The sequence below is a fragment of the Aquimarina discodermiae genome (assembly GCF_040786235.1).
In the GTDB taxonomy this organism is placed as follows: domain Bacteria; phylum Bacteroidota; class Bacteroidia; order Flavobacteriales; family Flavobacteriaceae; genus Aquimarina.
The window spans coordinates 1-24,497 of the sequence record NZ_JBFMKP010000050.1; the positions used below are offsets into that span (position 1 = coordinate 1).

The 24,497-nt window shown below is 33.2% G+C and carries 29 protein-coding genes; all 29 read right to left on the bottom strand.

The genetic code is table 11. The features are described from left to right. Positions 1–80: 80 nt before the first annotated feature. The gene (locus tag ABW636_RS21625) at positions 81–458 is read right to left on the bottom strand and encodes a hypothetical protein (RefSeq protein ID WP_367592185.1); all 378 of its coding nucleotides are present in this window, start codon (positions 456–458) and stop codon (positions 81–83) included. A 184-nt stretch (positions 459–642) separates the two neighbouring features. Next, positions 643–1,146 carry a hypothetical protein gene (locus ABW636_RS21630; RefSeq protein ID WP_367592186.1) on the bottom strand — a complete coding sequence of 168 codons (504 nt, stop codon included), beginning with the start codon at positions 1,144–1,146 and terminating at the stop codon, positions 643–645. 83 nt (positions 1,147–1,229) lie between these two features. Further along, positions 1,230–1,751 (bottom strand): exonuclease domain-containing protein, encoded by a 522-nt coding sequence (locus ABW636_RS21635; protein WP_367592187.1) that lies wholly within the window; start codon positions 1,749–1,751, stop codon positions 1,230–1,232. Positions 1,752–2,009: 258 nt separating this feature from the next. Further along, the gene (locus ABW636_RS21640; RefSeq protein ID WP_367592188.1) at positions 2,010–2,624 is read right to left on the bottom strand and encodes a transglycosylase domain-containing protein; all 615 of its coding nucleotides are present in this window, start codon (positions 2,622–2,624) and stop codon (positions 2,010–2,012) included. A 158-nt stretch (positions 2,625–2,782) separates the two neighbouring features. Next, positions 2,783–3,886, bottom strand: a complete 1,104-nt coding sequence (locus tag ABW636_RS21645; protein ID WP_367592189.1) for a flavin monoamine oxidase family protein — start codon at positions 3,884–3,886, stop codon at positions 2,783–2,785. A 169-nt stretch (positions 3,887–4,055) separates the two neighbouring features. Continuing rightward, the gene (locus tag ABW636_RS21650) at positions 4,056–5,924 is read right to left on the bottom strand and encodes a CocE/NonD family hydrolase (RefSeq protein ID WP_367592190.1); all 1,869 of its coding nucleotides are present in this window, start codon (positions 5,922–5,924) and stop codon (positions 4,056–4,058) included. Positions 5,925–6,021: 97 nt separating this feature from the next. Further along, positions 6,022–6,531, bottom strand: coding sequence for a hypothetical protein (locus ABW636_RS21655; RefSeq protein ID WP_367592191.1), 510 nt, complete (start codon positions 6,529–6,531; stop codon positions 6,022–6,024). Further along, positions 6,532–7,512: a hypothetical protein gene (locus ABW636_RS21660; RefSeq protein WP_367592192.1), complete on the bottom strand. Its 981-nt coding sequence runs from the start codon at positions 7,510–7,512 to the stop codon at positions 6,532–6,534. Positions 7,513–7,675: 163 nt separating this feature from the next. Further along, positions 7,676–7,864, bottom strand: coding sequence for a zinc-binding dehydrogenase (locus tag ABW636_RS21665; protein ID WP_367592193.1), 189 nt, complete (start codon positions 7,862–7,864; stop codon positions 7,676–7,678). 313 nt (positions 7,865–8,177) lie between these two features. Next, positions 8,178–8,573 carry an immunity protein PIM1 family protein gene (locus ABW636_RS21670; protein WP_367592194.1) on the bottom strand — a complete coding sequence of 132 codons (396 nt, stop codon included), beginning with the start codon at positions 8,571–8,573 and terminating at the stop codon, positions 8,178–8,180. Positions 8,574–8,593: 20 nt separating this feature from the next. Beyond that, positions 8,594–9,070, bottom strand: a complete 477-nt coding sequence (locus ABW636_RS21675; protein WP_367592195.1) for a hypothetical protein — start codon at positions 9,068–9,070, stop codon at positions 8,594–8,596. Between the two features lie 245 nt (positions 9,071–9,315). After that, positions 9,316–9,789: an SRPBCC family protein gene (locus ABW636_RS21680; protein ID WP_367592196.1), complete on the bottom strand. Its 474-nt coding sequence runs from the start codon at positions 9,787–9,789 to the stop codon at positions 9,316–9,318. Between the two features lie 92 nt (positions 9,790–9,881). Continuing rightward, positions 9,882–10,892 carry a hypothetical protein gene (locus ABW636_RS21685; protein WP_367592197.1) on the bottom strand — a complete coding sequence of 337 codons (1,011 nt, stop codon included), beginning with the start codon at positions 10,890–10,892 and terminating at the stop codon, positions 9,882–9,884. Positions 10,893–11,423: 531 nt separating this feature from the next. Beyond that, positions 11,424–12,602 carry an alpha/beta hydrolase-fold protein gene (locus ABW636_RS21690; RefSeq protein ID WP_367592198.1) on the bottom strand — a complete coding sequence of 393 codons (1,179 nt, stop codon included), beginning with the start codon at positions 12,600–12,602 and terminating at the stop codon, positions 11,424–11,426. A 72-nt stretch (positions 12,603–12,674) separates the two neighbouring features. Further along, on the bottom strand, positions 12,675–13,466 hold the full coding sequence (locus ABW636_RS21695) for an AraC family transcriptional regulator (RefSeq protein ID WP_367592199.1): 792 nt from the start codon (positions 13,464–13,466) through the stop codon (positions 12,675–12,677). Positions 13,467–13,881: 415 nt separating this feature from the next. Beyond that, on the bottom strand, positions 13,882–14,283 hold the full coding sequence (locus tag ABW636_RS21700) for a hypothetical protein (protein WP_367592200.1): 402 nt from the start codon (positions 14,281–14,283) through the stop codon (positions 13,882–13,884). Positions 14,284–14,383: 100 nt separating this feature from the next. Next, positions 14,384–15,484, bottom strand: a complete 1,101-nt coding sequence (locus ABW636_RS21705) for an MBL fold metallo-hydrolase (protein ID WP_367592201.1) — start codon at positions 15,482–15,484, stop codon at positions 14,384–14,386. Between the two features lie 112 nt (positions 15,485–15,596). Then, positions 15,597–16,505, bottom strand: a complete 909-nt coding sequence (locus ABW636_RS21710) for a helix-turn-helix domain-containing protein (protein ID WP_367592202.1) — start codon at positions 16,503–16,505, stop codon at positions 15,597–15,599. Between the two features lie 27 nt (positions 16,506–16,532). Further along, positions 16,533–17,312, bottom strand: a complete 780-nt coding sequence (locus ABW636_RS21715) for an SDR family NAD(P)-dependent oxidoreductase (protein WP_367592203.1) — start codon at positions 17,310–17,312, stop codon at positions 16,533–16,535. A gap of 214 nt (positions 17,313–17,526) precedes the next feature. After that, positions 17,527–17,757 carry a hypothetical protein gene (locus tag ABW636_RS21720; protein ID WP_367592204.1) on the bottom strand — a complete coding sequence of 77 codons (231 nt, stop codon included), beginning with the start codon at positions 17,755–17,757 and terminating at the stop codon, positions 17,527–17,529. A 32-nt stretch (positions 17,758–17,789) separates the two neighbouring features. Further along, positions 17,790–18,002 (bottom strand): hypothetical protein, encoded by a 213-nt coding sequence (locus ABW636_RS21725; RefSeq protein ID WP_367592205.1) that lies wholly within the window; start codon positions 18,000–18,002, stop codon positions 17,790–17,792. 74 nt (positions 18,003–18,076) lie between these two features. Further along, complete coding sequence (locus ABW636_RS21730) at positions 18,077–18,592, bottom strand: flavodoxin family protein (protein ID WP_367592206.1); 516 nt, start codon at positions 18,590–18,592, stop codon at positions 18,077–18,079. A 160-nt stretch (positions 18,593–18,752) separates the two neighbouring features. Then, positions 18,753–19,493 (bottom strand): hypothetical protein, encoded by a 741-nt coding sequence (locus tag ABW636_RS21735; RefSeq protein WP_367592207.1) that lies wholly within the window; start codon positions 19,491–19,493, stop codon positions 18,753–18,755. Between the two features lie 306 nt (positions 19,494–19,799). Next, positions 19,800–20,228, bottom strand: a complete 429-nt coding sequence (locus ABW636_RS21740; protein ID WP_367592208.1) for a GNAT family N-acetyltransferase — start codon at positions 20,226–20,228, stop codon at positions 19,800–19,802. Between the two features lie 206 nt (positions 20,229–20,434). After that, positions 20,435–21,067: a LysE family translocator gene (locus ABW636_RS21745; RefSeq protein ID WP_367592209.1), complete on the bottom strand. Its 633-nt coding sequence runs from the start codon at positions 21,065–21,067 to the stop codon at positions 20,435–20,437. 22 nt (positions 21,068–21,089) lie between these two features. After that, a complete protein-coding gene (locus ABW636_RS21750; RefSeq protein ID WP_367592210.1) occupies positions 21,090–22,520 on the bottom strand; it encodes a S41 family peptidase in 1,431 nt (476 codons plus the stop codon). A 229-nt stretch (positions 22,521–22,749) separates the two neighbouring features. Beyond that, positions 22,750–23,325, bottom strand: coding sequence for a helix-turn-helix domain-containing protein (locus ABW636_RS21755; protein WP_367592211.1), 576 nt, complete (start codon positions 23,323–23,325; stop codon positions 22,750–22,752). Next, positions 23,318–23,800, bottom strand: coding sequence for a hypothetical protein (locus ABW636_RS21760; protein ID WP_367592212.1), 483 nt, complete (start codon positions 23,798–23,800; stop codon positions 23,318–23,320). The genes ABW636_RS21755 and ABW636_RS21760 overlap by 8 nt, the downstream gene beginning before the upstream one ends. Positions 23,801–24,037: 237 nt before the next feature. Then, positions 24,038–24,331 carry a type 1 glutamine amidotransferase family protein gene (locus tag ABW636_RS21765; protein ID WP_367592213.1) on the bottom strand — a complete coding sequence of 98 codons (294 nt, stop codon included), beginning with the start codon at positions 24,329–24,331 and terminating at the stop codon, positions 24,038–24,040. Between the last annotated feature and the right edge of the window lie 166 nt (positions 24,332–24,497).

A 24,497-nucleotide genomic window follows, 5' to 3' on the forward strand; every position in this document is an offset into this window, starting at 1 on the left:
GTAAACACCTGCCTGTCAAGTGATTTTAATATCTTCATCTTTTGTGTATTTACATACAATTTACAAAATAACATACTCATTTACAATAATTTGAGACTTATATGGGTAACCCTATTAATTAATTCAATTTGACAATCCATTTGTTTATAAATATCTGAAATTTCAATTTTCTGAATTGAATCAGAAAATGAATAACGATAATCAAAATTTATATCATCATCTTCCTTAATTTTTTGAAAAAGTTCAATATAACTTTTTCCAGACCCATCATTTAATACTTTTTTTTCTATTAAGTAGTTCTCAAACTCTTGAATCTCTTGCTTGATTTCTTTTCCATTTTCAGGAATTTGATTGAAAGTGCAATTTTGTAGTTTTATTTCAATTCTTTCGTTTTGAGAATAAAATAAAGATGTGTAAGCTGCAAAAAAGAGGGGAGTTAAATATTTAAGTTTTTTCATACGATATTTAGCATTTAATATATGTGTCTTAATGAAGTAAAATGTTACCTCGTTTTTAGAGATTTTGCCCATTGAATGCTAACTTTTCTTATCCAACCTATAAGTATTGTACCTTGTTAAAATATAATAAACAATTGAATGATGACCTTGCTGCTAAGATTACTACACGGGTAGTGTATGTTTTTTATTCATACCCATATTTTTTCTTCCACTCTAAGAATTCAACTTCTTCCTTGGGAGATAATTTTAATCTTTCTTCATCAGAAGTTTTAACTCCATATGCCATTAACACTGTCCAGAATAAAGTTCCTGTTAAGAGTAAAATAATTCGCTGTCTAAATTTTAGTTTAAAATTTTCACTTCTTAACTCAAATAGATCTTTTCCAACCCTCCATTTACCAGAAAGAATGAATGGAGCAACAGCAAAAATGTATAACATTCTAAGTTTAGAATAGCTTTCAAATTGATTTTCTTCTAAAGTATGCTCTAGTTCAACAAAATACTCTTCAGCTTCTTTTTCCCATTTTATTATAATTTCTTCTTGTTCTTTTTCAGAAACATTACGTTTTTTAAGCTCTTGTTTTGACTGCCTTATGGCTTCTTCGTTCCAATGATCTTTTCCTAAATAGATAATCTCAATTAACTCTTTGGTTTTACGTTCAGAAATTGGTGGAATAAATTCAGTCATTTATTATATTGGGTATTACGCCTCTTGTATCATGAGTTTACTACCTGATAGCAAATGAATTCTACAAATTAGTACCTGCTATTTTATTTAAGACTTATTCCCAGATTCATTTCGTTTTTCATAGTTAATAGTGCTTCTGCATTGCCTCTGGCATCATCTACAGGGTGGTGTGTATGTTTTGTCTTTCTAAGGTGTTTAAAATTTTTAAACGTGTCTTTTACCAGGCCTTTATATAAACTACCTAAATTTTGAGAACTATGCCCAAAAGGATTCTTGCCAATAAAATGATGAAAATACCAACATACAAACATCCAGTCAAACCCATTATTGTCACTAATAAATACAGCTTTTCCTTTATTATTATTTTCAATCCATTCAGCAAATCGTAACATCACTTCTTTGGGATCATCAAATTTCAAAGTTTCTTCACGACTATGTCCAGAAACGGCTAGGGCTTCAGGAGTCCATTTATCTGAAATTGGTTTCAATTGACCGTAAAAAGTTGTGTCCAGCTCGTCATTAACTATTATAGCACCAAATGAAATCATAGAGTAGTCTCCCGGGATATGCCCATCAGACTCTATGTCTACCATTATATAACTCATTTTTTCTTATGTTTTGTTGGTTTTGAACTTGCCCCAGCTTTAATTTCTTCATTAAGAACAAGAATTACTATCTTTTTTTAATCTTCATAATTGAAGTTTTCTTTAAATCCATATCGAAAAGTATAATGTGTTTCAATCTTGCACATACCAAGAACATATTTTGAACCTCCTTATTCAATCAAAAAGGTAAATTTTCTGTTTTACATCTGATTAAAAGGATAAACAATATTGTAATCAACTTATTCATAATTATAGATCTTATTGGTCATAGCTTTTTTTATTCATTAAATTTTCTACTTTTCGATTAACAAGCTCCGATCTCTTTAGCGGATTATATAAAGATGGGTTTTTTGATATAATTACCAAAGTAGCCAATTCCTTGTCATTGAGCTCAAATATTTCCTTGTCGAAGTAAAAAATAGAAGCTGATTTAATTCCATTTTGTAAATTTAGAAAATCCATTTTGCTCATTATCCAATTCAGGTTCTCTTTTTTTGTAGTTTTCTTTTCAATCTTAAGAGCTAGCGAATGAGCTGTGAAGAACATATTTTTATAATATAGTTTATTATTTGAGTGTAAATAGAACCTTGAAACCCAAAGGTTGATTGAGGGTTTGTAAGTTACAGACATTAGAGACTTGAGTTCTTGTTTAAGAATTCCATTTTCAAGAGATCTGTCAAATTCTATATTGTACAGCTCGTAGAATTTTTCGGGTAATTTTTCCGCTAGCTTTATGTCTTCTATAAACTCTGAAAGTTCGGTATCTGTTAAGTGAAGTTTCCATGAGTTGATAATAAAAGTGTATAGAGCTATACCCGCAATCAATCCTAAAAGGAATAATATTTTAGAAATTTTTAGAATTCTTTTCTTCATTTCAATTCTTATCGCTAACCTTTGTTATATATGTCTTAGTAGTACAAAATGTTACGTTACTTTTCGATTTTTCTGTGTATCTGTCTTTAGCTTTTTTTAGTAACTATTGCATATTGCCATAAATTAGGAAGATCAACTACTTCACTTTCTAGAGGATATTAGTTACTCAACTCTTCGACAGCTTTTTTTGCTGATTGTGCTGCTGTGTGAACAGAAACCCAATCATTACCATCGGTATATGCTCCCCCTGCAAAGTGGATTTTATTAGCCACAGGTTTTCCAAGTTCTCTTACAGTTCTCCAGTCTGCTTCGTCACTTAGATATCCTGATTTGATAAAGGGCTCATTATTCCAGTTTTGAGAAATGTGATTTACATAATTGGGTGTTGCCTGATTTGAATAGATATTATCAAGTTCATTCAAAATAAAATTTTTTAAATCATCTTTAGAAAGAGAACTATAGTCGAGAACGGGTTTGCCTACAACAAATAACCCTAGAATATGTTTTGATGTATTTTGCCCCAAAGACGCATCGTAATACAGCTTTTGCCCATCGCTTGCAGGTGTGATGTTAAACTCGAAACCGTCTCCATAAAAATTGCTAGAAAATTCAAAAAATGCTTTAAATCCATCCCAAATAGGAGCTTCGTTTATTGCATTTAATTTGTCCTGAGGAAGCGTTGGCGTAAATTTAATGTCTCCATCTTGAAGAATTTTGAGCGGGACTGCTACAATTACTTTATCGGCTGTATGTTGTCCATTTTGAGTAGTAATCACAATTTTGTCACCAGAATAGTCAATAGCATTGACAGTAGTGTTGTAAGCAATTTTGTTGGCAATAGAAGGAACAATATATTGCTCGAAAAAGTTATACCAAGAAGAATTTACAAATTTTCGATCTGGAGCGTCTTTAACGGTTTCGATGTTGATTGGTGTATTAGCATCATTTACGATTTCCTCGAAAATACTTGTGCTGGTTTCTAACCACTCGGCACCCAGCGGAATCGGAAAATCTGTAAAGCTCGTATTAATCTTCATTCTGCCCCCATACACAGGCGAGGCCTCAAGAATTTCGAAATCTACTCCTTGTTGGTTTAGCAAGTATCCTGCAGATAGTCCACCGGCTCCAGCACCAATGATGACTACCTTGCCCTTAAAAGGTTCATTTATCTTATCGTCTGATGAACAAGACATCAATGAAAACTTAAGAGGAAGCCCTACTCCAAGAATTCCGCACATCTTAATAAATTCTTCTCTGGTCATACTTAAAACATTTTTCTAATAAAGATAATAGTATTCTAAAATTGTTACAATTTTGATGCCATTACTCGCTATGATTGTTATAAGAATAGTCCAATTTTTGAGCCACTATGGTCCCCAAATTTCTATCTTGATAGCTATATTATCATTGTCGTATATAAGTGTTAGTTTATTATTTAGTATTTCCTATTTCGATGACAGAAGTTCCATAAACACGAATTGTAGATTTTATAAAATCTTTTTCTGTGGCTTCAAAAATATTGTCTACATATTTCTGGGGATTTCTATCTATATAAGGAAACCAGGTACTCTGTATTTGGATGGCTATTCGATGCCCTTTTTTAAAGGTGTGAAGCACATCTTGCAGTACCATATTTACATCGGTAATTTTATTGGGTTCAAATGGCTCTGGTTTTTCAAAACTATTCCTAAATCTACCACGAATTACTTCTGAGCGTACTAATTGCTGATAACCTCCCATGATGATATTAGGAGGATTATGGTCATAGTTGGGATGATCCTGAGGGTATTCATCGATTAGTTTTACAACAAAATCGGCATCGGTCCCGGTCATCGAAACTTTTAATTTTGCGATAATCTCACCTGCCAATTGTATATCTTGATCAAGCTCATTAGAAACAAAGGTAAGTACGTCGGGTCTTCTCGAGGCATGGCGTTGATCATCAGACATAAATTTTCTGGGTGTAAACGTTAGTCCTTCGGTTTGTGAGGTATAAGGTACCGGTTTAGCAGGGTCACTTACATATTCGAATACTGCATTTTCATTTAGAGGAGTGTTCACACCCAAAGTACCGTTTTCACCTAAATGTAGTGTTACTTTTGGGGTGTTTTTAGGAGGCCATACGTCAAATGTTTTCCAGGTTTTAGCCCCCGTATCAAACATATACGCCTCGGGTAATTTTTTGATCTTTGTTTCTTTAAGGTGATGTGCAAAAAAATTACGTTCTATTTCTCGTTGATAAAAGGTAGAAATACTATCTCCAAAGTAGATATGATTATGTGTAGTTTTACCCTTGTCTCTAGCCCATCCTCCATGATCCCATGGGCCCATCACGATAGTATTTTGTGCCGATGGGCTTGTTTTTTCTATGGTTTTATAAATATTAAGCGGGCCGTATAAGTCTTCTGCATCAAACCAACCACCTACGGTCATCACAGCGTGATTTACATTTTTGAGGTGAGGCAAAATGCTTCTTTTTTTCCAGAAATCGTCATACTTGGTATGTTCGGTAACCTCTTTCCAGAAAAAGTTGTCGTGATGGTATTTTTTTGTAATGTTTTTTAGAGGTCCCTGTTTTAAGTGAAAAGCATACCCGTCTTTTGCAGGGGTTTCATAAAATCGCTTTAGTTCTTCGGTATACCAGGGTTGCTTGGTAAGCGTATCTTTCTGATATCCAAAAACAGCAAAAGCAGCGGTGTAACTTTGTAAAAATGCACCCTGGTGGTAAAAGTCATCAAAGAAAAAATCTGAGATAGGAGCTTGTGGCGAAGAGGCTTTTAACGCAGGATGCGCATCGGGTATAGCAGCAGCAGTATAAAAACCGGGATAGGAAATACCATACATCCCTACTTTACCATTGTTGTTTTTAATGTTTTTAATGAGCCAATCAATAGTATCCCAGGTATCAGAGCTTTCATCGATATCTTTTTTGTTTTTTGGTTGGTTACCAGGTATATTAGGGGTCATAGTAGTATACTTGCCTTCAGACATATATCTACCACGAACATCTTGATACACCAATATGTATTTATCTCTTACCAAATAACCAGAGGGTTGCCCAATGGCTTTAAAGTCATCACTCCTCGAGGCGTTGTAACAGGTACGATTTAGTAATATTGGGTGTTGAGTAGATTGATCTTTGGGGGTGTATACAATAGTATATAGCTTGGCACCATCTCGCATAGGAATACGATAAGTAGCTTTGGTATAATGTTTACGAACATAGGTAGTGTCTACGGGTTGTGAATAAGCCAGAGTTGTTAAACAACAAAATGTTAGCAAAGACAGAAGATGCTTCATGGTAGATATTGATTTATTGCTTTGGTGATCATTTTTAATTACTAAATACTAACGTCTCGTGTAAAAAACGTAGCTATGATTTATTAGTATACATAGTTTAATTTAATATGTTTTCTAATTCTTCTATAATTTCGATAATTGTAGCTTTAGCTTCTTTTGTTTCATTATCCTCTTCTTCATAGAAACTAAATCCAAAGAATTTTATAAGATATGCATTTAAAAGGTGTAAGCTATCAATCAAAATTTCAATATTATTTTTGTCATATTCGAACGAGATTGTTTTCTCGGCTCCAGTAAATATAGTCAAGTCAGACGAACCTCTATTGTTATGGCAATCGATTATTATTAAAGATAAAGTTAAAATTGCATCAGCAAATAAGGAGCTATCCTTAATTTTACCGTTTTTCCAGGAATAATTTATTGCTAATTGTTCGCATGTTTCAGATGCTATTATCGAATTCCTAATTTTTAATTTTTCTTGTAGATCGCAGTGTTTGTAGACTTCATTAAAAGAAACTTTTGTACCTAAGCTTTCCAAAAAATATACAAATTCTAAAGCCGAATCATTTTCGGCAATCCATATCCATTTCTCAATATATGATTTCATCTATTTTTCTGTTTGCTTCTCAATCCAATTCATTAGTTCATCTTTATTTATTGCATTCCAAGTTGCTTGTGTATTCTTTTTTTGTGATGGATTATCCTCTGGATGTATGACAATTAATTCTGTGTTTTTATTTCCTGTAAGTTCTAATTCGGCTAAAAAACCAACGATGTCTGTCGAATTGTTCTCATACAAAGTCTTAAGGTGTTTTGTTAGCCTATATTTTATAGCAGGTTCTATATAGGCTCTTATACTATAGTTCTTATAAATCTTAATATTTTCATTCTTTTCATCAAAGTAACTATACGGCGAGAAGTTGTGATAACTTTCTGGTGTAGTTTTGGGCGTTCCATTCAAGTGGGTTTCCAACATATAATTTATAAATGTTGGCTCCCATAAGTTATTTCGCTTAATTCTTATTTCACGTTTGTGTTGATACCATTTTCTTGTCCAATCCAACGTGAAATTACAAATGACAATACCTTTTATGTTGAGTTGAAATTCATAATTATTCTCCTTCATAAATTTGATATATCTCATTGCTCTATGGCCTACTAAACTCACTCCTAAAAAGAAAATATTTTCATTGGGTAAATTATGTTTGGCAAAGGCTTGCTGTATTAGTTTATTCGTAGAAAGCATAGATGACTCTGCAAAATAAAAGTCAAAAGGAATCTCGGTTGAAACTGATAATACCGCAAAGCCTTTTTCGGAAGCTTGAGTATAAATTTGCTTAGAATTTTTGTTTTTTTTGTCATAACCCGAATCCTCAAGAAGAATGAGTACACCTTTTACTGTTTTATTTTCTGGAAGCATTAGCGTATATCCACTTTGAATAAAAGGTAAAAAGTCATTTTCTCCTATGCCAATTCTTAAGCTATCATTTTTTAAAGGTTCATAATCTTCAACTGTTTTCTGTGAAAAAGAGTTTTTACTGAAAATAGCAAGGAAGAGCAATAGGAGTAACTTAAAAGGTATTTTCATTAATTATGGTTTGTTTTCAATTTGGTACAAGGTGTTTGCGTATGGTTGTCTAGGTAAGAACTAAATTAGCAAAAGAAACCTAACCAGAAGAAAATCTGCTTAGGTTTTTGTTAGTAAGCTTGAGACTAGGCAATTAATTATATATAATGTCTTGTAATGTAATTCATTTCATCTCAATTACAGTATTGCCTTTTTTTCTGCCAGAATCTATATGTTTATGCGCTTCTACAATTTGATCGAATGGATAAATCTTATCAATAACTGTTTGGTATTTTCCATTTTTGTATAATTCCCTTAACATTTCAAGTTCCTCTAAAGCAGTCTTCTGCACATTCAAGATATGTATCTGCACGCAAATTTTTGATGAAATGTTCAGAGGGTATTACAGGATGAGATTCAGTATAGAATTCAACAGTTCTCTTTGTTCCATCAATTATTTTATACTCTCTTACGAGACCTTTGGGAACAAAAAAACAATTAACAGCAGTTTTACCTTCTTCTTGTAGAATTTGTTTTTTATTAAACTTTTGGACGTTAAGCTCTGAACCCAGTTCTTGTTTTTCCTTCTCAGAAAGTTCTGAGAATTGTCCTAAAAATATTTCAAGAATTTCTTTAAAGAATCCAGCTTTGGGTGGTTGTCATTTCTGCAAGGTATTGCACTTTCTTTATTGGGTGATTAACTCTATCAACTTTATTTTTTTTGTTTTGAGTTCACCATGGGGTATTTCATGCTCAAAGTAGGTAGCACAAAGATTGGTGACCCAGTTGTCTTCTTCTTCGTTAAGATGTTTTGCAATTAATTCGAAATCTTCGATAAGATACGCCGCTAAATCTGAAGATTGAGTTTTTGAAAAAATCAATTTAAAGAATTCTTCTCTTTGTGCGTCTATATTGATTTTTATATGCTCAACTTTTTTCCACGCTTTCATCCATAACTCTGAAAAAGCATCGGTGTCTCGAGCATCCAAAATATCGTCTATTGCGTCCAGATCGATTGCATCTAATGTGGTTTTTATTGCTGCTTCGAATTTTTTAGTGAATATTTCTAAAGAGGTATTCATGATATTTTTTTATTCGTGTTTTATTTCCATTGTTTATTTGCCATTTTTGTTTTTTTTAGGAAATAACCTTCTGCAAAAAACAACTTTTTATTATGTATGGTCATTATTTTGTCTGTTAAATACATCTGAACCGCATCTATGTCCAGGTCTTTTACCGTTATTTCAATTTCATTATAATCTGGATTATCGATTTCGATAGTTTCCTTTCGATTTAAATAATAATAGGTAATTGTTTTTATTTTTTGAGCTTTCATTTCAGCAATGCCATTCATGTTTGCATTACTTCCATAATCCTGATCATTAATTACAATAGCAGCAGCTACAAGAGGTAATTCTACGTCAGCTATTTTTATTTGAATGTTGGTTCTTTCGGGATTTATTTTTCCACTGTAGGTTGTTCTCAGTTTTTTGGGTTGTTCAAAAGTGTTTAGTTTTATACTGTCATTTGATATTTGCTCCCAATTTCCTTTAATCACTGTTCCTCCACCAACATCCATAAAAATAAAGGATTCGAATGTTTTATCAGATTTTAATTCGATTTGACTACAGGTAAGATATCCATCTCTACATTTTCCGTATAAACCAATTATTGACTTATTTGTTGAACACGAGTTTAAAAAGTCAACACCAAGAAAAGTTTAATGTATTTCATAAATTGGATTTTCAAAATGGTGTACAACGTCTTTTGTGTTTGTTTTCTATAGGGGACTTAGGCAATATAGCAACAATGTTGTGCATAGTTTTATTGTTTTTCCATTAGTTCTTTGGGAAAAGCATCATCTACTAATCGCAATTGTACTTTATGCTCTAACCAAGCTTTCAACCCGGATAGCACGAATGTAAAACCCTTCGTTGAATCTTTGATTTGGTTTAATAATTCATCATCATTTCCTTGGAAGTTATAATTTTTAATAGTCAAGAATGTCAGATTATCGTTTACTGAATTAAATTCCCATACTACAGTTGATTTATGTATTCCTTCTCCCCATTCAATAAGTATTTTTTGGTTTTCTACAATTTCAATAACCGTTACAGGAATGACTAAATTATACATTTCCCATTTCCACTCTATGGTTGTACCTTCTTCAAGTTTTCCGGTACTATGAGTGTACCAAAATTTAGTTGTTATTGAGGGATTAACAAAGGCTTCAAAAACCTCTTTAACTGGCTTGCGTATTCCCAATTCAGATTTAGCGAGGTTGACGGGTTCTTTCATTTTTCTATTTTTATTAAACACAACGTCTCTTGTATGATGCGTTTGCATCCCGAAGGGCAACTATGTTTTGTTATATAATGTTATAAGCTTTTTTATTTTTCAAATTCCAACTTTTCCAGTCTTGATTGAAGTTCAAGGAGTTTAGCATTTAATAGTTTCACTTCTTTGTTTTCCTTTTTTAGAATTTCAATTTCCTTTTGTTGTTGTATCGTATAGAGTGTTAATTCCTCAATTTTTTTAAGAAGATTCATATCCATTTCAGCTTGCATAACTCCATTTTGTTCAAATTCCTTTGCCGATGGAATTTCGGGTAAATGACTATTCTCTTCTATAAATTTTTCTAACTCTTCTATACTTTTTAAATCATAATCATCTTTAAAAACATAGTCAGGAGCTGGAATATTCAAGTCAATTTTAACTTCTTTAGCGTGAATATTACCATTTACCGTCAGTTTCATATCAGGATTCGTTGTTCCTATACCAACATTTCCACTAGTACCAGAGGGATTAGGATCTAAAATAATATGATTTTGAGAAGATAATTTTAGGCTTGTAATTAGACTTTGAGAATTTGATCTAGTCGCTTGAATTTCAAAGAAGCCATTATCTTCAGTTTTAAATCTGGCAAGTGAATTATTTCCTTCAATTCTCAATTTTGCATCAACATTAGTCGTTCCAATTCCAACATTTCCATCGTTGGCTATTCGCATTTTCTCAGTAGAACTTGTTCCAAAAACAATTTTTCCTTGTGAATGCCCTGCAATTATGTTTAACCCATTTACGTCAGCGCCTGTTAACCAAGTCGAATTCGCAGTGGTATAATTCCCCCAATTTGAGATATGACCTTCACTATGGTGAGCAAAGTAGCCATAATTTCCACCTGTTGGTTGTTCACCAATTAATAATATTACTCTAGAATTAGGTGAAGAATTTTGATTTAAGAAATAGGCAGAAGTACTACCATCAAAATTTTTATTGACTTCAAGATGCGCGTTTGGATTAGTTGTACCAATACCTACGTTACCTGTTGGGTCTATTTTATTCTCTTGAGCATTTGTGCACAATACACAACTAATTAATGCTAATAATAGTATTTTTTTCATTTTCAAAGTTTGTTTTCTATATAAGTATATGTCTTATTACTGTAAATTGTTACTAAAATTTTTGAGTAATTGCTTATAACAATGTTATATACTTAATATTACCCATATCCCTAAAATACCAAGAATATAAGGAATTGCTGAATACACGAAAATAAGATCTTGTTCTAGAAGATGCCTCCTAAGGTATCATAAAATAAGCTTAAAAAAATAAGAGGAATTGCACCTTTCGGGATGTGGTTTTAGGGTGGTGTGATTTGGGGTCTTGGGATAGTACTAGGAGGTAAGCTTGCGTGGATTTCAAATCCGAGCTATCGCGCCGCCAACAGTCTCGTATAAGAATAGTAGAGGGTTTTGAAACACAAACCTTTCCGTCTATGATCTACTGTAACTATAAAAAAGCGACTTTGATTAAGCACCAAAGCCGCTATTATTTTTATACATTGTTACCAAACATATGTACCTGTAGTATCAAAATTATGAGTGCTGAATTTTATTGTTACTTCCTACAATTCAACCGGTAAATTTGCTCTTTTAATGGGAGTCCATTTGGTTGTTGAGTCTTTGAAGCCACCTTTTAGCAAGTGAAAAATCCGGATCAATTGTCAGTGCTTTTTCGAACATGACCTTAGCACTTTCTAGCTGACCTTGAGCTTTGCGTACAAGACCCATTCCGAGATAAGATTCCTTCCCTTCGGGATACACTTCTAACGAATATTGAAAGATTTCTTCTGCGGCAGTTAAATCCTTACTTAGTATCGTGTGAAAACCAAGGTCAAATATGACCGATATAGGTATCTTGATTTCATACCCGTATCGTTTTGATAACCTATCGAAATGTTGTGTCACTTTATCCAATGATTCTAGTTTTTTACGGGGATTGAAGGGATTGAAGTCAGGATATAACGTAAGAAGAAACTGTATAAAATCCATCGCTGGTACATGACCCTGATTCACCAATTCATCCACTTTATAGGTAAAACTCTCTGGTTTATGGTCGGCTACAACACGAGAGAATTCAGAAACGTCATTTGTTAATCCTTCATCATCGCTGTAAATGATATGTAGAAATCTGTTTTCCGAAAGCGTTTTTAAGGGACCTGATTTTATTTTTTGTTGAAGCTCTGTTGGTATGATACTAAGGGACGGACTGCTTGCGAAGTAGCCATTAAACAGAAGGGGGTTGTTGAGCAGCGTATAAATACTGAAAAACCCACTGTTAGAACCGCCGAAAAGAACTTTGAACGGAGCGGTACGGTAGTTATTATCAACGTGCGGTATCAGCTCTGTCTCAAAAAAGTTAATATAATTATCAGGAATTGTTGTGTCTTGATTTTCCCATGTTGGCAACAAAATACGATTTCCTTCGGGTAAATCTAGTCCAATAAGTATCATCTCAGGAATTTGTCCCTCGCCCATGTAGTCTAGTGTAGAAGCTAACATGGCGAACCGAGCTCGGTAATCTGAACCCAACATATACAGCACGGGATAGGTTTTCCTGGAACTATCGTAGTTAGCAGGTAAATGGATTGACAGTGGAATTTTTTTGTCTAGCACTTTTGACTGAAGTGAAGATATTTTTCCCAAGGTAACTGCTGGTTCGCTGTGCTCTATTAAACGAGGAAAATCAGGATCGTTTTCTGCCTTTTCTTGAGCAAAGACTGCGTTTAGCGATAAAGCACATGTCAATATGAATAACTTTATTGTTTTCATGTTTTCTTTCTTTATATAGATATGTTATTTCTCATTGTTTTAATTAAGAAAACAAACATAATTCTTAAGAAATTACCAGTCTTGTAAAATCTTGCTATTCTTTTTATAATTACCAGGAGTTACCCCAACGTATTTTTTGAAACTATGCGTAAAATGACTTTGGTCATAAAAGCCTGATTCAAGCGCAATTTCTACCAAAGGAACATCCCCATAAAAAAGCTTTTTTGAGTTTTCGATTCTAATGGTAGTTAGATATTCCAAAGGTGTTAAACCAATGTTCTTTTTAAAGCTTTTTTGTAGTTTAAATTTATTCACTTTAAACTTTTTTTGTAGCATTTCTAAAGTGATTGATTGGTTATAATTTAGAGACAAGTAATTTAGGATATCGTCAAAAGGTTCGTTAGTATTTTTTTTTAAATAAGGTTGATGAATATCATGCAAAGTATCCAAAAAAAGATTTTCGATGATTTTAAAAATTGATGTTTCGTTTACGCTAAACTCACTGTTACGATATGAGATAAAATAAGGAAGACTTGCCAGGTAAGAATAATCGACATTTATTTTTTTTGAAACACTTTTGATTACGTCATCGGATATGTAAAGAGCTTTATAGGCCCAGGCATTGTTTTTATCACCCCAGTTTTTATGAATTGAATAAGGGGGAATTAATTGTATTGCATTCTTGCTGACCAAAAAACCTGAATTATTAAATGCAATGTTTTCACTTCCATATTCTATATAAGCCAGACTCCAAGATTGATGGAAATGGGAAGGGAAGCTTTTATCGATAAACATAGCAGACTTAAGCTCAATACCATCTAGCATTGATAGTTTAGTTGTCTTTACTTTGTTTATTTCTATCATTTTAATTTGCAATTAAGTACTTGTATTTACTAAGCAAAGATAGTACTTAGAAATATAATTGTCAGTATTAGTAGTTCTGTATTCCCTCTTTTTGTCAATATGTTTTGTAACAACGTAATATAATCAATATTACCTATACCCCAAAATATCAAGAATATAAGCAATTGTCGAATACACTAAAATACAATCTTGATCCAATAGTTGTATACTAAGCATTATAAAATACGCCAAAAAATGGGAGAATATTCTTTTTTGTTGTTGAGGGTGTGTTTTTTATAGGGTGAGGTATTGCTAGGAATTTGTGATTTTGCGAGTAATCTCGAGAGATAAGCTGGCTCGGATTGCAAATCCGAGCAAACTGGTAAAAAAAAAGAGGCAGCATCATGCTACCTCTTTTTATGGTCTGATTTACTTTTTAGTCATATCCTAAGGCATGAATAGAGTAACTAGCAACTGAATCATATTCAGTAACGGGATTTACCGATATATATAAACGTTTGGTATCAGTACCGAAGTTAAAATCTTGCATCCAGTTCTCTGTTTCTGTATCTGAAGGACCCAATAATATATCTTCTAACTGTTGTGAAGTTATCCAATCATCTGTTTTATTCACCCATATTAAAACTCTCATGGTTTCTCTTGGGGTAAGGCTTACCAAAGAAATTCTGGTAGTATACCTTGAGCTTACCAACAAGCCCTGTGAGTGACTGTTTTGTCGTACCGTTCCGCAATGAGAAAAATCTGCTTCTGTCAAAGGTTGCGAGTTTTCATTTTCGATTGCTTCTTTGTTTTGTAATTTGTTATTTGTAGTTGCCATAAAATTTGGGTTTTAAAAAGTTAATAAATAGTATTACAACAACTAAGCTACAGGTATTTTTATAGACAAAATATTACATAGTATAACACTCTTTTTGAAATCACCACCAAACTGTATTTGGTTTAGGTAAACTATCAATAACTATAGGTTCTCCAATTTGAGGAGTTACCAAAGGTAATTGTAGTTCTTTCGCTTTCTTTTTTACACGTTCTATAGGATCTGTCCACGAATGCAGTGCTAGTTTAAAAGCGCCCCAGTGTATAGGCATCATGGCTTTGGCCTGTACATCTATACCGGCCTGGGCAGTTTCTTCTGGAAACATATGAATATCTGGCCACATGGTGTTGTATTGTCCACACTCCATCATCGCAAAATCAAAAGGGCCATACTGTTCACCGATTTGTTTAAAATGTGGGCCATAACCACTATCTCCACTAAAAAATAAATTGGTACGATCAGATTTTATGACCCAGGAAGCCCACAGGGTACTTTGACCATTGTCGAATTTTCTACCCGAAAAATGTTGGGCAGGAGTGCATACCAATTGCAAATTTTTGAAGGTAGTTTCTTGCCACCAATCCATTTCGCTGATTTGGTCACTTGCGATATCCCAGGCTTCTAAATGCACTCCCACACCCAAGGGTAAATAATATGCCCCTACTTTATGTTGTAATTTTTTTATGGATTCATAATCCAGGTGATCGTAGTGATCGTGCGAAATAATAACCGCATCGATCTTTGGTAATTGCGCTATCTCGATAGGTAATTCTTTATGAAAACGCTTACCGCCAAGCCAGGGATGAGGTGCGGGTACCTCACCAAACATAGGATCGATAAGAATATTTTGACCCTCTATTTGTAATAGAAAGGACGAATGCCCAAACCAAATAAGACGTGTGCCTTGATCATATGCTGCAATAGCGGTCGAATCTATTTTTTGTACGACCAATTCGTTTTCTGGTCGTCCGCTTTCAACCTTTTCGAAGAAGAATTTTCTGGAGATCTTAAGCATATCAGAAAAACTCGGGTCTTTGGGAACGTCTTTTTTGTTCACAAATTTGCCATTCTTAAATTGTTCAGAATGCTGATATAATGCTTGTCGTTCTTTATTTACGTCACCGCCAAAAGAGGGGTAAAAGTTTACAAATAGAAAATAGGCGATAACGAGTATTCCTATAAGTCCTAAAATTGATAATAACATACGTCGGAGTATTTTTTTAATTTTTTTCATGATATATACTTCCTCTGAAAGAAGGAATCTGTATAGTTAAGCTTGTTTTGATAATGAGATTCGAACTTTTGCGAGAGTATCGTTAGTTCTGAACTCGGTACTTGGCAGGGCTCATCCCGGTTTGTTTCTTGAATAATTTGCTAAAGTGTTGTGGATACTCAAAGCCAAGATCGTAGGCAATTTCACTAACCGATGCGGTGGTGCCCAACAATTTGTTTTTGGCTCGGTTTACTACAAAAGCATAGATGTGGTCTTTGGCACTTTTGCCAGTTTCTTTTTTTAGCAAATCGCTCAGATAATTAGAGGACATATTTAGTTGTTCTCCACAATACTTTACTGATGGCAGCCCCAATTCGCTGGGTTTTTCTGAGTTGAAATAGGCTTTTAAAAAGCTTTCAAATTCTGAAACATGGTCCTGATGCATGTTGGTGCGTATATAAAACTGCCTGTCATAATAGCGATTGCAATAATCTAACATCAATTCTATGGTAGAAACAATCAGTTTTTGGCTATGCTTATCTATGTTCTGATTGATTTCGGTTTCAATCTTTTGTACCAAACCTGTCAGGGTTGCTTTTTCATCTTCAGAAAGGTGTAAAGCTTCATGTACTTCATAATCAAAGAACGAATAGGTACTAATACTCTTGCCCAGTTCAGATTTTCTGATCAAATCCGGATGAAAGATTAATACCCAACCTTTAGCATCCTCTGCTATGGTTTTTTCTTCGATAGATAGTACCTGATTAGGTATCGAAAATACCATCGTACCGTCTTCAAAATCATACGTATTGCGACCATACCCTAATTTGCCTGCAATACCATCTTTTAAAGAAACGGAAAACAAATCGGTATTGTATTTGATGCCAAAATGCTGACTAAAATCAGGCATATCCCTGGCCCACATTACGGTTACCAAAGGGTGTTTTGGTGATACTGTGCCAAACAATTTATTGACTTCTGTAATTGATTTTATATGGATAATCTCTTGCATTGTGATTACTAAATTAAGTTTTCCTATTTAATTTACCTCTTGCATTTGTCTAATTTGCTTTAAAAGCATCTTTTTGGGTGTAAACGGAATGGCTTTCATCATAAGGTTTTGTCGAAATGTTAACCCAGAAATCGCATCCATTTTTCCTTTGATCATGGCATTGTATCCATCTTGGGCTACAGAACGTGCAGAGAATGCTTTTTCGAACAAACCGGTACGCTCCATATCTGCTGTTTTGGCAAATTCTGTTTCGGTAGCACCTGGCATTAGATTGGTTACTGTGATATGGGTATCAGATAACTCTTCTGCTATGGCATTGCTTAAAAATGTGACATAGGCTTTTGTAGCAAAATAAACGGCTTGCAATGGTCCAGGCATAAAACTTGCGGTCGAAGAGGTGTTCAGGATTTTTCCGCTATTATGTTTTACCATCTCTGGTATGAAGAGATACATCAATTTTGTTAACGCCATCATATTAAGATTGATCATTTGTTGTTGACGCTCCCAGGTCAATTCGTGAAACTTGCCACGTAAACCAAAACCTGCATTGTTGATTAGATATTCTACCTGAATATTTCTTTTTTGAACCTCTTCAAACACTTCTTTTGCTGCGTTTGGGTGGCTTAAATCCTTTGCTATAGTAGTTACGGTAATTGCATGTTTTTTTTCAAGTTGAAGTTTAAGTGCGTCTAATTTTTCCTGACGTCGTGCGACAATAACCAAATCACCTCCTTTTTCGGCATGAATATGCGCTAACTCTTTTCCTATTCCACTTGATGCTCCTGTAATTAATGCTGTATGTTTCATTTTTTTTGTTTTAATTTTTTTGATGATACAAAGTTAGCTGTCAGTCTGTTGGACAACGTATACATTTTACAGAAGCTTGTATACATTTTACAGAAATGGAAGATGATGTACAATCATCTGAAATGTATGTGGAGTGTTGCTTTTACTTTTGAAAGGAAGTAATAGGAGGTAGGCTTACTCGGATTGTGAATCTGAGCAAGCTGTTTAATTAAAATCAATTACGTATACCTGTCGAGTGCATCATCTTTAGCCTCCATCCATCTTTGGTAGGTACAGCCAATGCACTTTCTAACCAACTATATTTTCCTACTAAAGTATCAGCTCGTCTAAACTCGGCAAAGTTGTAGTAGGCGATCTGAATTGATGGGCCATACTTATCAATAGAGATGTATTCCATCCTATTGGTTCTTTTAGCTCGGTTGGGTTTAGCCAACTGCTTACGCATATATGTTTTTATTCGATCATTATCCCAAACTTCTACTTGTTCAAGAAAATAAAATCTTTGGTGTGATAGTCATTAATCTTGGTAGAATCTACACCGGCCCATAAATCATCAAAAGCTCCTTGAATCAGGTTTTTTCCAATTTTTATTTCCTCTTTATTTATGGATTCCTTGCAGGCATCAGTTTTTTGATCTTTGCAAGAAATGAGTAAGAGGGTAACAGTGATTAGTGTTAGGATTGATTTCATTTTTTCCCTTTTAAGAATTAATTTAAGTGTATATCTTATAATATTTTTGCATAGTGCATATCCCGGAGTATTTACTATACATCTTGTTGTAGCAGGGTTTTAGTTTCAATTTTGCTTATAAATTTCTCTAATTTCGTTTCATTTTGTTCACCGATAATGGTGTGAATATGTCCAAAATAATTCATCCCCAGGTACTTTGCAGTTTCTGAAAATGGAAGCCAAAAAGAATCACCTAAATTATTGCCTATAGAGCAATTAATCGCAGCCATATTTTTTCCACGTAATTTTCGTCCAAGGTCTTTTTCAATTTCTAATAAATCGGTTATACGGTCAAAAAAAACTTTCATAATTCCGCTCATAGCATACCAATAAACAGGTGTAGCAAAAATAAGAGTGTCATATTTTTCAATAATTAGTTTCATCAAACCGAGATAGTCATCATTTCTGTTTTCATGATTGTAATCATAATAGCCAAAATTGTAGTCATTTAGGTTAATTATATCCCATTTGGATTTTTCAATTAGTAGACTTGTCAAATTAGAGGTGTCTCCATCATTTCTTGAGCTTCCTACTATTACTACTGCTTTCATTTAGAATTTGGATTTTCTTATAGGTGTAACAATAACGTTATAACATCAATTTTACCAACATCCTTAATATGTTGAGAATATAAGGAGTTGTGTGTTAAGAAGTCATAAAATATACGCTCGGATTGAAAATCCGAGCAATTTTAAATCCTTGCTGCTTGATTTAAATACAACCTTTACAAGAATAAAAGTTAATTATATCGGTATCTTCTCTTAACAGCTTTTCTACATACTCCTTAGTTTTTTCGATAGATAATAGAGGGATTTCTATTTGCATCGATCGCAAAGAACCATCTTTTTGCGGTACTATAACTATCATTTTACCAATGTTCAAATCAAAAATACGTTCATTGATAATCGCATATGCATCACGATCTGCAGAGAGAAAAGCATTAAAATCAATCGTATTTTTTTTGGTTTTATAATACCCCTTGGCCAAATAGTTAGGATGGTTTCTAGAGGATATTTGAGATCTATAGTGGCTAAATTTATGGTTGTCAATAAAATCCGTAGAGATAGCGATGATAAAGAAAACATCTTGTTCTATGTTCTTTATAAAAGTCTTGTTGAATTTATTTTTCTTGGCATAAAAACAGTTATACAGAAAACGTTTATTATTTATTGTTAATCCTTTAAAATTACCGTTAAACCCTAAACCTACAAAACTCCTTTCTCCTACCAAGTTATATTTGGGTACAGGAAAAATACCTCCTGATAATTTTTGTTCTTCAAAAAATTCTAAATCCATCTTAAAAAGCCTCTGATCCCAAGAAGTAGAATCTCTTCGATGTATTTCATTTTTCTTCTTAGCTTCTGTATCCCATTTATATTGGCTATAACTAACCATACTCAAAATCAACATAAGCGCAAGGGCTGTCTTTTTTACCATAATTTGATTCTTCATTTCGTAAATTTTGTTTCTTTGATTTTTATATGTGATTATTAGTAATTGTTTTTAATTCTATACCTATAAACCTGAGTTCGATTAATATCAAGCATTTCAGATTAATCGAACTCAGGTTATAAGGTTTAAGGTAGATGTTATGGTAGAACAAAATGTTACCTGATTTTTTGACTTTTCTGCATATGCACAGCTAATTTTATGCTCAACAAACATTGTGTCTTATCAAAAATATAACAATCATTAGATGGATTGCTTCAATGTTATAATTGCATAACTACTGTTCTGTAAATTATATTCAATTAAAAATTATATAAGCGTTTTGTATAAGCAATAGGTTGTATAGCCTTTTGGATAGTTTGGTAACTCTCCAAAAACTTGGTAGCCAAGTTTTTCATAGAAAGGGCGAGCTTGAAAACTTAAGGTTTCGGTTCGCATATAGCTAAACCCTTTTTCTAAAGCAAATTTTTCGGCAGCTTCTATTAGTTTTGCTCCAATACCCATGCCTCTGGTATTTTCTGAAATCCAAAGAAGTTCGATAATACAATAATTCCAAAAAGCACAGGCTCGTATTCCGCCCATAACATTTCCTTGATCATCTTTTGCAAATACTGCAAATTTAGTGTCTTCTTCAAAAGCCACATGATCTGGAATATGTTGTTGATTATAACTTTGGATGCCTTTACTGATTGCTTTTAAGTCTTCTTTTTGAGGATCAGATGTTACTTCGATATTCATTAATCTCTTTTTTTGAATTGCATATGACGTTTTGCATCATTACTATGGTCTCCGCTATACTACAATGATCAAGAATATAGGCGTCTGCTTAACACTAAAATACATTCTTATCTAATAGTTGAATGCTGTGAAATCATAAAATAAGCTTAAAAATCAGGAATAAATTGCTCATATTTTGGTGTTGTATAGTGTTTTGTATAACATTTTTATTTTGCTTTGGTAAATGCCATTTTTACTGCAAGCCCGGTTAGTACAGAAGCCATAAACCACTTTTGTATACTTAGCCAAATTGGTTTTTTTGAAAACCAGGTAGCCATCTTGGCTGCAGAAATAACAATCAAAAGATTGATTGTAAAACTTATCATGATTTGTACTATTCCTAATTGAAAACTCTGACTCAAAATCGAACCATTTTCGGGTTTGATAAACTGCGGGAAAAATGAGAGGTAAAATACAGCCATTTTTGGGTTAAGTATATTGGTCATGAGTCCGATATTAAATAATTTGACTGGCCTGTATGACTTTAAACTCTGATGGGTTTCAAAAATTTTATTACCTGACTTTATGGAGTTATATGCCAGATATAAAAGATACCCAACACCAAGAAATTTAACCACCACAAAAGCATAGGGAATTGCAAAAAATATTGCAGTTAACCCAAATGAAACCATAAGGATGTGAAACAAAAATCCGCACATGATGCCCAAAAGAGATAGTATTCCGGCATGTTTACCTTGCGAAAGCGATCTGGAAATTAGGTAAATCATATTTGGACCTGGAGAAAGTACCATGATCAGCGCTGCTAATCCAAATAAAAGTAAATCGTGTATGGGGATCATATAATTCTGTTTTATAAAGTTTTTATTTGCTGCTAATTTGCTTTAATATATATTCTAATTGGCTGTCTTTTTCATGGATTAAATCTTGAACGGTTAGTTGTACTTCTTTGTCAGGTAAAATTCCCCGTCCTTTTTTTACAGTAGTATCTTTTACATATCGATTTATTTTTTCAAAAGGAATGAGGATTTTGATGTCAGAGTGAGGTAAGGTATAAATTATGGGATATCCACCAGTTTGAGTGTAATAACCGCCTCCTGTTTCTTCTCCAACCAAGGTAATACCTTCATTTTTGCAGAATAAGGCAAAACTAGCACCTGCAGAAAATGTTTTCCCTCCAATAAGTACGTTTACGTTTCCTTCAAACCTTTTTTTGTTAGGAATCATTAAAGGTTTATTTTCATCATTCATTAATATCCATTTATCTCCCTTTTTTTCTTCCTTTTGATAATACTTCTTAAAAAATGTCTCATAAGTATAACCGTTAACCAGGTTTTGGCTATGGTGTTTTTCTGGCAAGGTTGGTGTTGTGACTTCTGAGGATATACGTTGTTTAAATGCTGTACTTGCTATGTAAGAGAAGGCATTGATTGCATTGATAGGATATCCTCCTTCATTTTGCCTGATATCAATGATTAAGTTTTGAGCCTTTTTTTTTCTAATCTCTTTAAAACTATCTTTGAGCGCAGATCCAAATTTTTCTACATTCAGGTTAAAGGTGTTGAGGGTTAAAACAGCTGTATGTAATGAATCTACGAAATACAAAGAAGGTTCTTTTTGTCCCAAGGTATTCCTTGCAAAATAAGATTTCCTTTTTGCAAATCGTTTTCCAATACTTTTAAAAGGCTGACTTTCTATGTTTTTTATCTTGGTTTGATGAGAAGGGGTTTTGTATACTACTTGATAGTTAGATTTCACTCCAAATTCATAAAAATGAAGAATACCAAATTCTCTTTCGACTTGCCTATCTTTTTTAGTTGTAATAAAGCCATCTGAAGGAGTGTATTTCATTAACTTTTTTCTTAACTCAGCTCCGTCAACTCCATCAATAGAAAGTATTTCTGAACCTACAGGGATTCCAAAATCATCGGTATCGGTGTATAATTTTTTAGTGATTATTTTAACTAACAATGGAAAAAGTTTGGGGATCGAATTGAGCTGAGGTCGCATTACGATTAAATGTCCATCTCTAACATGATCTGTTAATTCGACAATAGCTTTGTAGAAATCATTTTGGTTTCGAATCGATCCTAATTTTTTCTCTTCAAAATCTGTAAATAGACTATCCCATGTAGATGCAGAGGTATATTCATATAAACTAGGGTATCCTTTAGTTAGCACGTTTTTTATAACCGAATAGTCTTCAGTGATTTGCTCTTTGGATAGTTTTTTTTGCCCAAAAACTACCAATGGGAAAAGGAGAAATACCAATACTGTATTGTAGTTCAATTTCATATGATGTATGGTAACAATACTTTGTCATTACTGCGAGTACTTATATTCTATATGTACCGAGAATATAAGTACTCGTTTAGCACACAAAAATACAATCTTATCTAAAAGCAATGTGCTTAAAAGTCATAAAATAAGTCTAATAAGTTTGGGAGATTGCTCCATTTTTATGTTGGGAAGAAGATTTTAAATACAATTGCCCGCTCGGATTGCAAATCCTAGCTATCTGGGTTTATTTTAAAAATCTAATTTGAGGAAAATAAACTACGTTCTTTTCGTTACTAATTCTGAATGTATTTAGCAATATTGCAATCAAATTGATAACATACATAAGAACAATTGTGATAAAAAATGTTCTGAAAGTAATAGTATCTATAAGTCTGCTTTTTGATATTGTAAACAACAGTATCGGAATAAAAAAAAGTACAATTGTCCATGTTATTTCAAAGTTGATTAAATCTTTTCCCAATTTATTGATGTTTTTAATTTGACCTTTCTTTGATGTCCAAAGTATAAAAGGAATTAAAATTCCTAATAACGGAAAGAATAGAAACGTTAGGGCAGATAGATTAAGAAAGGTTAAATATTTTTTATCTTCTTTAATCACCCAATCAATTAATTCGTCTGGATTTACATTTAACGCATTCGATAATCTTTTGAGGGATTCACCTGTTGGATTTGATTCTCCTTTTTCAATTCTCTGAATAGTTCTTAAACTTAAACCAGATTCTTCGGCAAGAAATTCTTGAGACATCCCTTTTTGGTTTCTCAATTCTTTTATTTTTATGGCTAGTTGGTTTTTATCCATTTTTTATAGTATTGTTTTTTATTTTAAGCGTTTGTCTGTGTTGGATAATAGCAAAGGTAATTGAACCTAATAAAAATCCTGGGACTATTTGAACGAGCGATCCGTAGATAACCTGATTTAATACTACTTGCCCAAAGTTGTCGAAGTAAAGCCCATAATGTGTTCCTAATTGCCAATTGGTATCAATCCACCAGGCCAATGCAACAGGAAACCTTGAAACTGGAGAATAGATTAGTAAACCTAATAAAAGCAAGATTAAAAAACGTTTTTTGGTATGAAATCTTATGCTCCAATATATAGCGATTCCTATTGTTAACCATAGTAACCCAATAATAAAAATGAAATTTTCAGGTATTCCAATTAACTCAAGTGTATATCGAATTGGTGTAAGGAAAACAGCAATTATCATTGGTATTTTTGCAAGATTAAACGCTTCTTGAAATAGTGTTTTTTGGGTAGTAATTTCTTTTTTCATCAATGTTTGTAGTATTTAAACGTTTGGAACAAAAGTAATTTGTTCTCTATGACATTGATGACGGCATGCTTATGACATCTTTACGTCATCTGCGCATAATCTTATGTTTAGAGGTATAAACAGTGCCTTGTATAAAGTATAGATCTATGAATTTTGATCTTCAATTTTCGTGCAACGTTTCTAGTATGTTTCGTTTGGTAGCCAAAGGCAGTATATGAAATGTGTTGGGCAAAGTACTTAATTTTTCCAATTTTGAAGTCGGTCTAGAAATAAATAGCTCTCTACGAATTTTCTATGTTCCGAATTTGTCATTATTTCTAGTAGCTCCAGTGCCGAAATGTAGCTTGCTAAATTACCATTTGAAGACAAAAATTTACCATCTTTAATATACGTTACTAAACTGTCATTTTGAACTAGTAAGTTGGGGTACTCCTTTTGAAGTTGTTTGCCTCCGCCAACCCAAGTGACGATTTTATGTCCATCTGCAATTCTTGATTCTCCGATTAGATTTGCTCCGGCACAATTACTCACGGTATATTCGGTTTCCTCATTTTTCTCTCTAATAAATTCGACAATACTAACCTGAGTTCGATTAATATTTAGAGGATTTTTTGTAGCAAAAAAGATAAGTTTTTAGTAAATTAAAGTACTGAATTTCAATTTATTAATCTAAAAACCTATCTATGATATCTTATGC

Bases quoted from the DNA above. Each gene is read 5' to 3' on its own strand.
- ABW636_RS21625 (WP_367592185.1), bottom strand. From the start codon at position 458: ATGAAAAAACTTAAATATTTAACTCCCCTCTTTTTTGCAGCTTACACA.
- ABW636_RS21630 (WP_367592186.1), bottom strand. From the start codon at position 1,146: ATGACTGAATTTATTCCACCAATTTCTGAACGTAAAACCAAAGAGTTA.
- ABW636_RS21635 (WP_367592187.1), bottom strand. From the start codon at position 1,751: ATGAGTTATATAATGGTAGACATAGAGTCTGATGGGCATATCCCGGGA.
- ABW636_RS21640 (WP_367592188.1), bottom strand. From the start codon at position 2,624: ATGAAGAAAAGAATTCTAAAAATTTCTAAAATATTATTCCTTTTAGGA.
- ABW636_RS21645 (WP_367592189.1), bottom strand. From the start codon at position 3,886: ATGACCAGAGAAGAATTTATTAAGATGTGCGGAATTCTTGGAGTAGGG.
- ABW636_RS21650 (WP_367592190.1), bottom strand. From the start codon at position 5,924: ATGAAGCATCTTCTGTCTTTGCTAACATTTTGTTGTTTAACAACTCTG.
- ABW636_RS21655 (WP_367592191.1), bottom strand. From the start codon at position 6,531: ATGAAATCATATATTGAGAAATGGATATGGATTGCCGAAAATGATTCG.
- ABW636_RS21660 (WP_367592192.1), bottom strand. From the start codon at position 7,512: ATGAAAATACCTTTTAAGTTACTCCTATTGCTCTTCCTTGCTATTTTC.
- ABW636_RS21670 (WP_367592194.1), bottom strand. From the start codon at position 8,573: ATGAATACCTCTTTAGAAATATTCACTAAAAAATTCGAAGCAGCAATA.
- ABW636_RS21675 (WP_367592195.1), bottom strand. From the start codon at position 9,070: ATGGATGTTGGTGGAGGAACAGTGATTAAAGGAAATTGGGAGCAAATA.
- ABW636_RS21680 (WP_367592196.1), bottom strand. From the start codon at position 9,789: ATGAAAGAACCCGTCAACCTCGCTAAATCTGAATTGGGAATACGCAAG.
- ABW636_RS21685 (WP_367592197.1), bottom strand. From the start codon at position 10,892: ATGAAAAAAATACTATTATTAGCATTAATTAGTTGTGTATTGTGCACA.
- ABW636_RS21690 (WP_367592198.1), bottom strand. From the start codon at position 12,602: ATGAAAACAATAAAGTTATTCATATTGACATGTGCTTTATCGCTAAAC.
- ABW636_RS21695 (WP_367592199.1), bottom strand. From the start codon at position 13,466: ATGATAGAAATAAACAAAGTAAAGACAACTAAACTATCAATGCTAGAT.
- ABW636_RS21700 (WP_367592200.1), bottom strand. From the start codon at position 14,283: ATGGCAACTACAAATAACAAATTACAAAACAAAGAAGCAATCGAAAAT.
- ABW636_RS21705 (WP_367592201.1), bottom strand. From the start codon at position 15,484: ATGTTATTATCAATTTTAGGACTTATAGGAATACTCGTTATCGCCTAT.
- ABW636_RS21710 (WP_367592202.1), bottom strand. From the start codon at position 16,505: ATGCAAGAGATTATCCATATAAAATCAATTACAGAAGTCAATAAATTG.
- ABW636_RS21715 (WP_367592203.1), bottom strand. From the start codon at position 17,312: ATGAAACATACAGCATTAATTACAGGAGCATCAAGTGGAATAGGAAAA.
- ABW636_RS21720 (WP_367592204.1), bottom strand. From the start codon at position 17,757: ATGCGTAAGCAGTTGGCTAAACCCAACCGAGCTAAAAGAACCAATAGG.
- ABW636_RS21725 (WP_367592205.1), bottom strand. From the start codon at position 18,002: ATGAAATCAATCCTAACACTAATCACTGTTACCCTCTTACTCATTTCT.
- ABW636_RS21730 (WP_367592206.1), bottom strand. From the start codon at position 18,592: ATGAAAGCAGTAGTAATAGTAGGAAGCTCAAGAAATGATGGAGACACC.
- ABW636_RS21735 (WP_367592207.1), bottom strand. From the start codon at position 19,493: ATGAAGAATCAAATTATGGTAAAAAAGACAGCCCTTGCGCTTATGTTG.
- ABW636_RS21740 (WP_367592208.1), bottom strand. From the start codon at position 20,228: ATGAATATCGAAGTAACATCTGATCCTCAAAAAGAAGACTTAAAAGCA.
- ABW636_RS21745 (WP_367592209.1), bottom strand. From the start codon at position 21,067: ATGATCCCCATACACGATTTACTTTTATTTGGATTAGCAGCGCTGATC.
- ABW636_RS21750 (WP_367592210.1), bottom strand. From the start codon at position 22,520: ATGAAATTGAACTACAATACAGTATTGGTATTTCTCCTTTTCCCATTG.
- ABW636_RS21755 (WP_367592211.1), bottom strand. From the start codon at position 23,325: ATGGATAAAAACCAACTAGCCATAAAAATAAAAGAATTGAGAAACCAA.
- ABW636_RS21760 (WP_367592212.1), bottom strand. From the start codon at position 23,800: ATGAAAAAAGAAATTACTACCCAAAAAACACTATTTCAAGAAGCGTTT.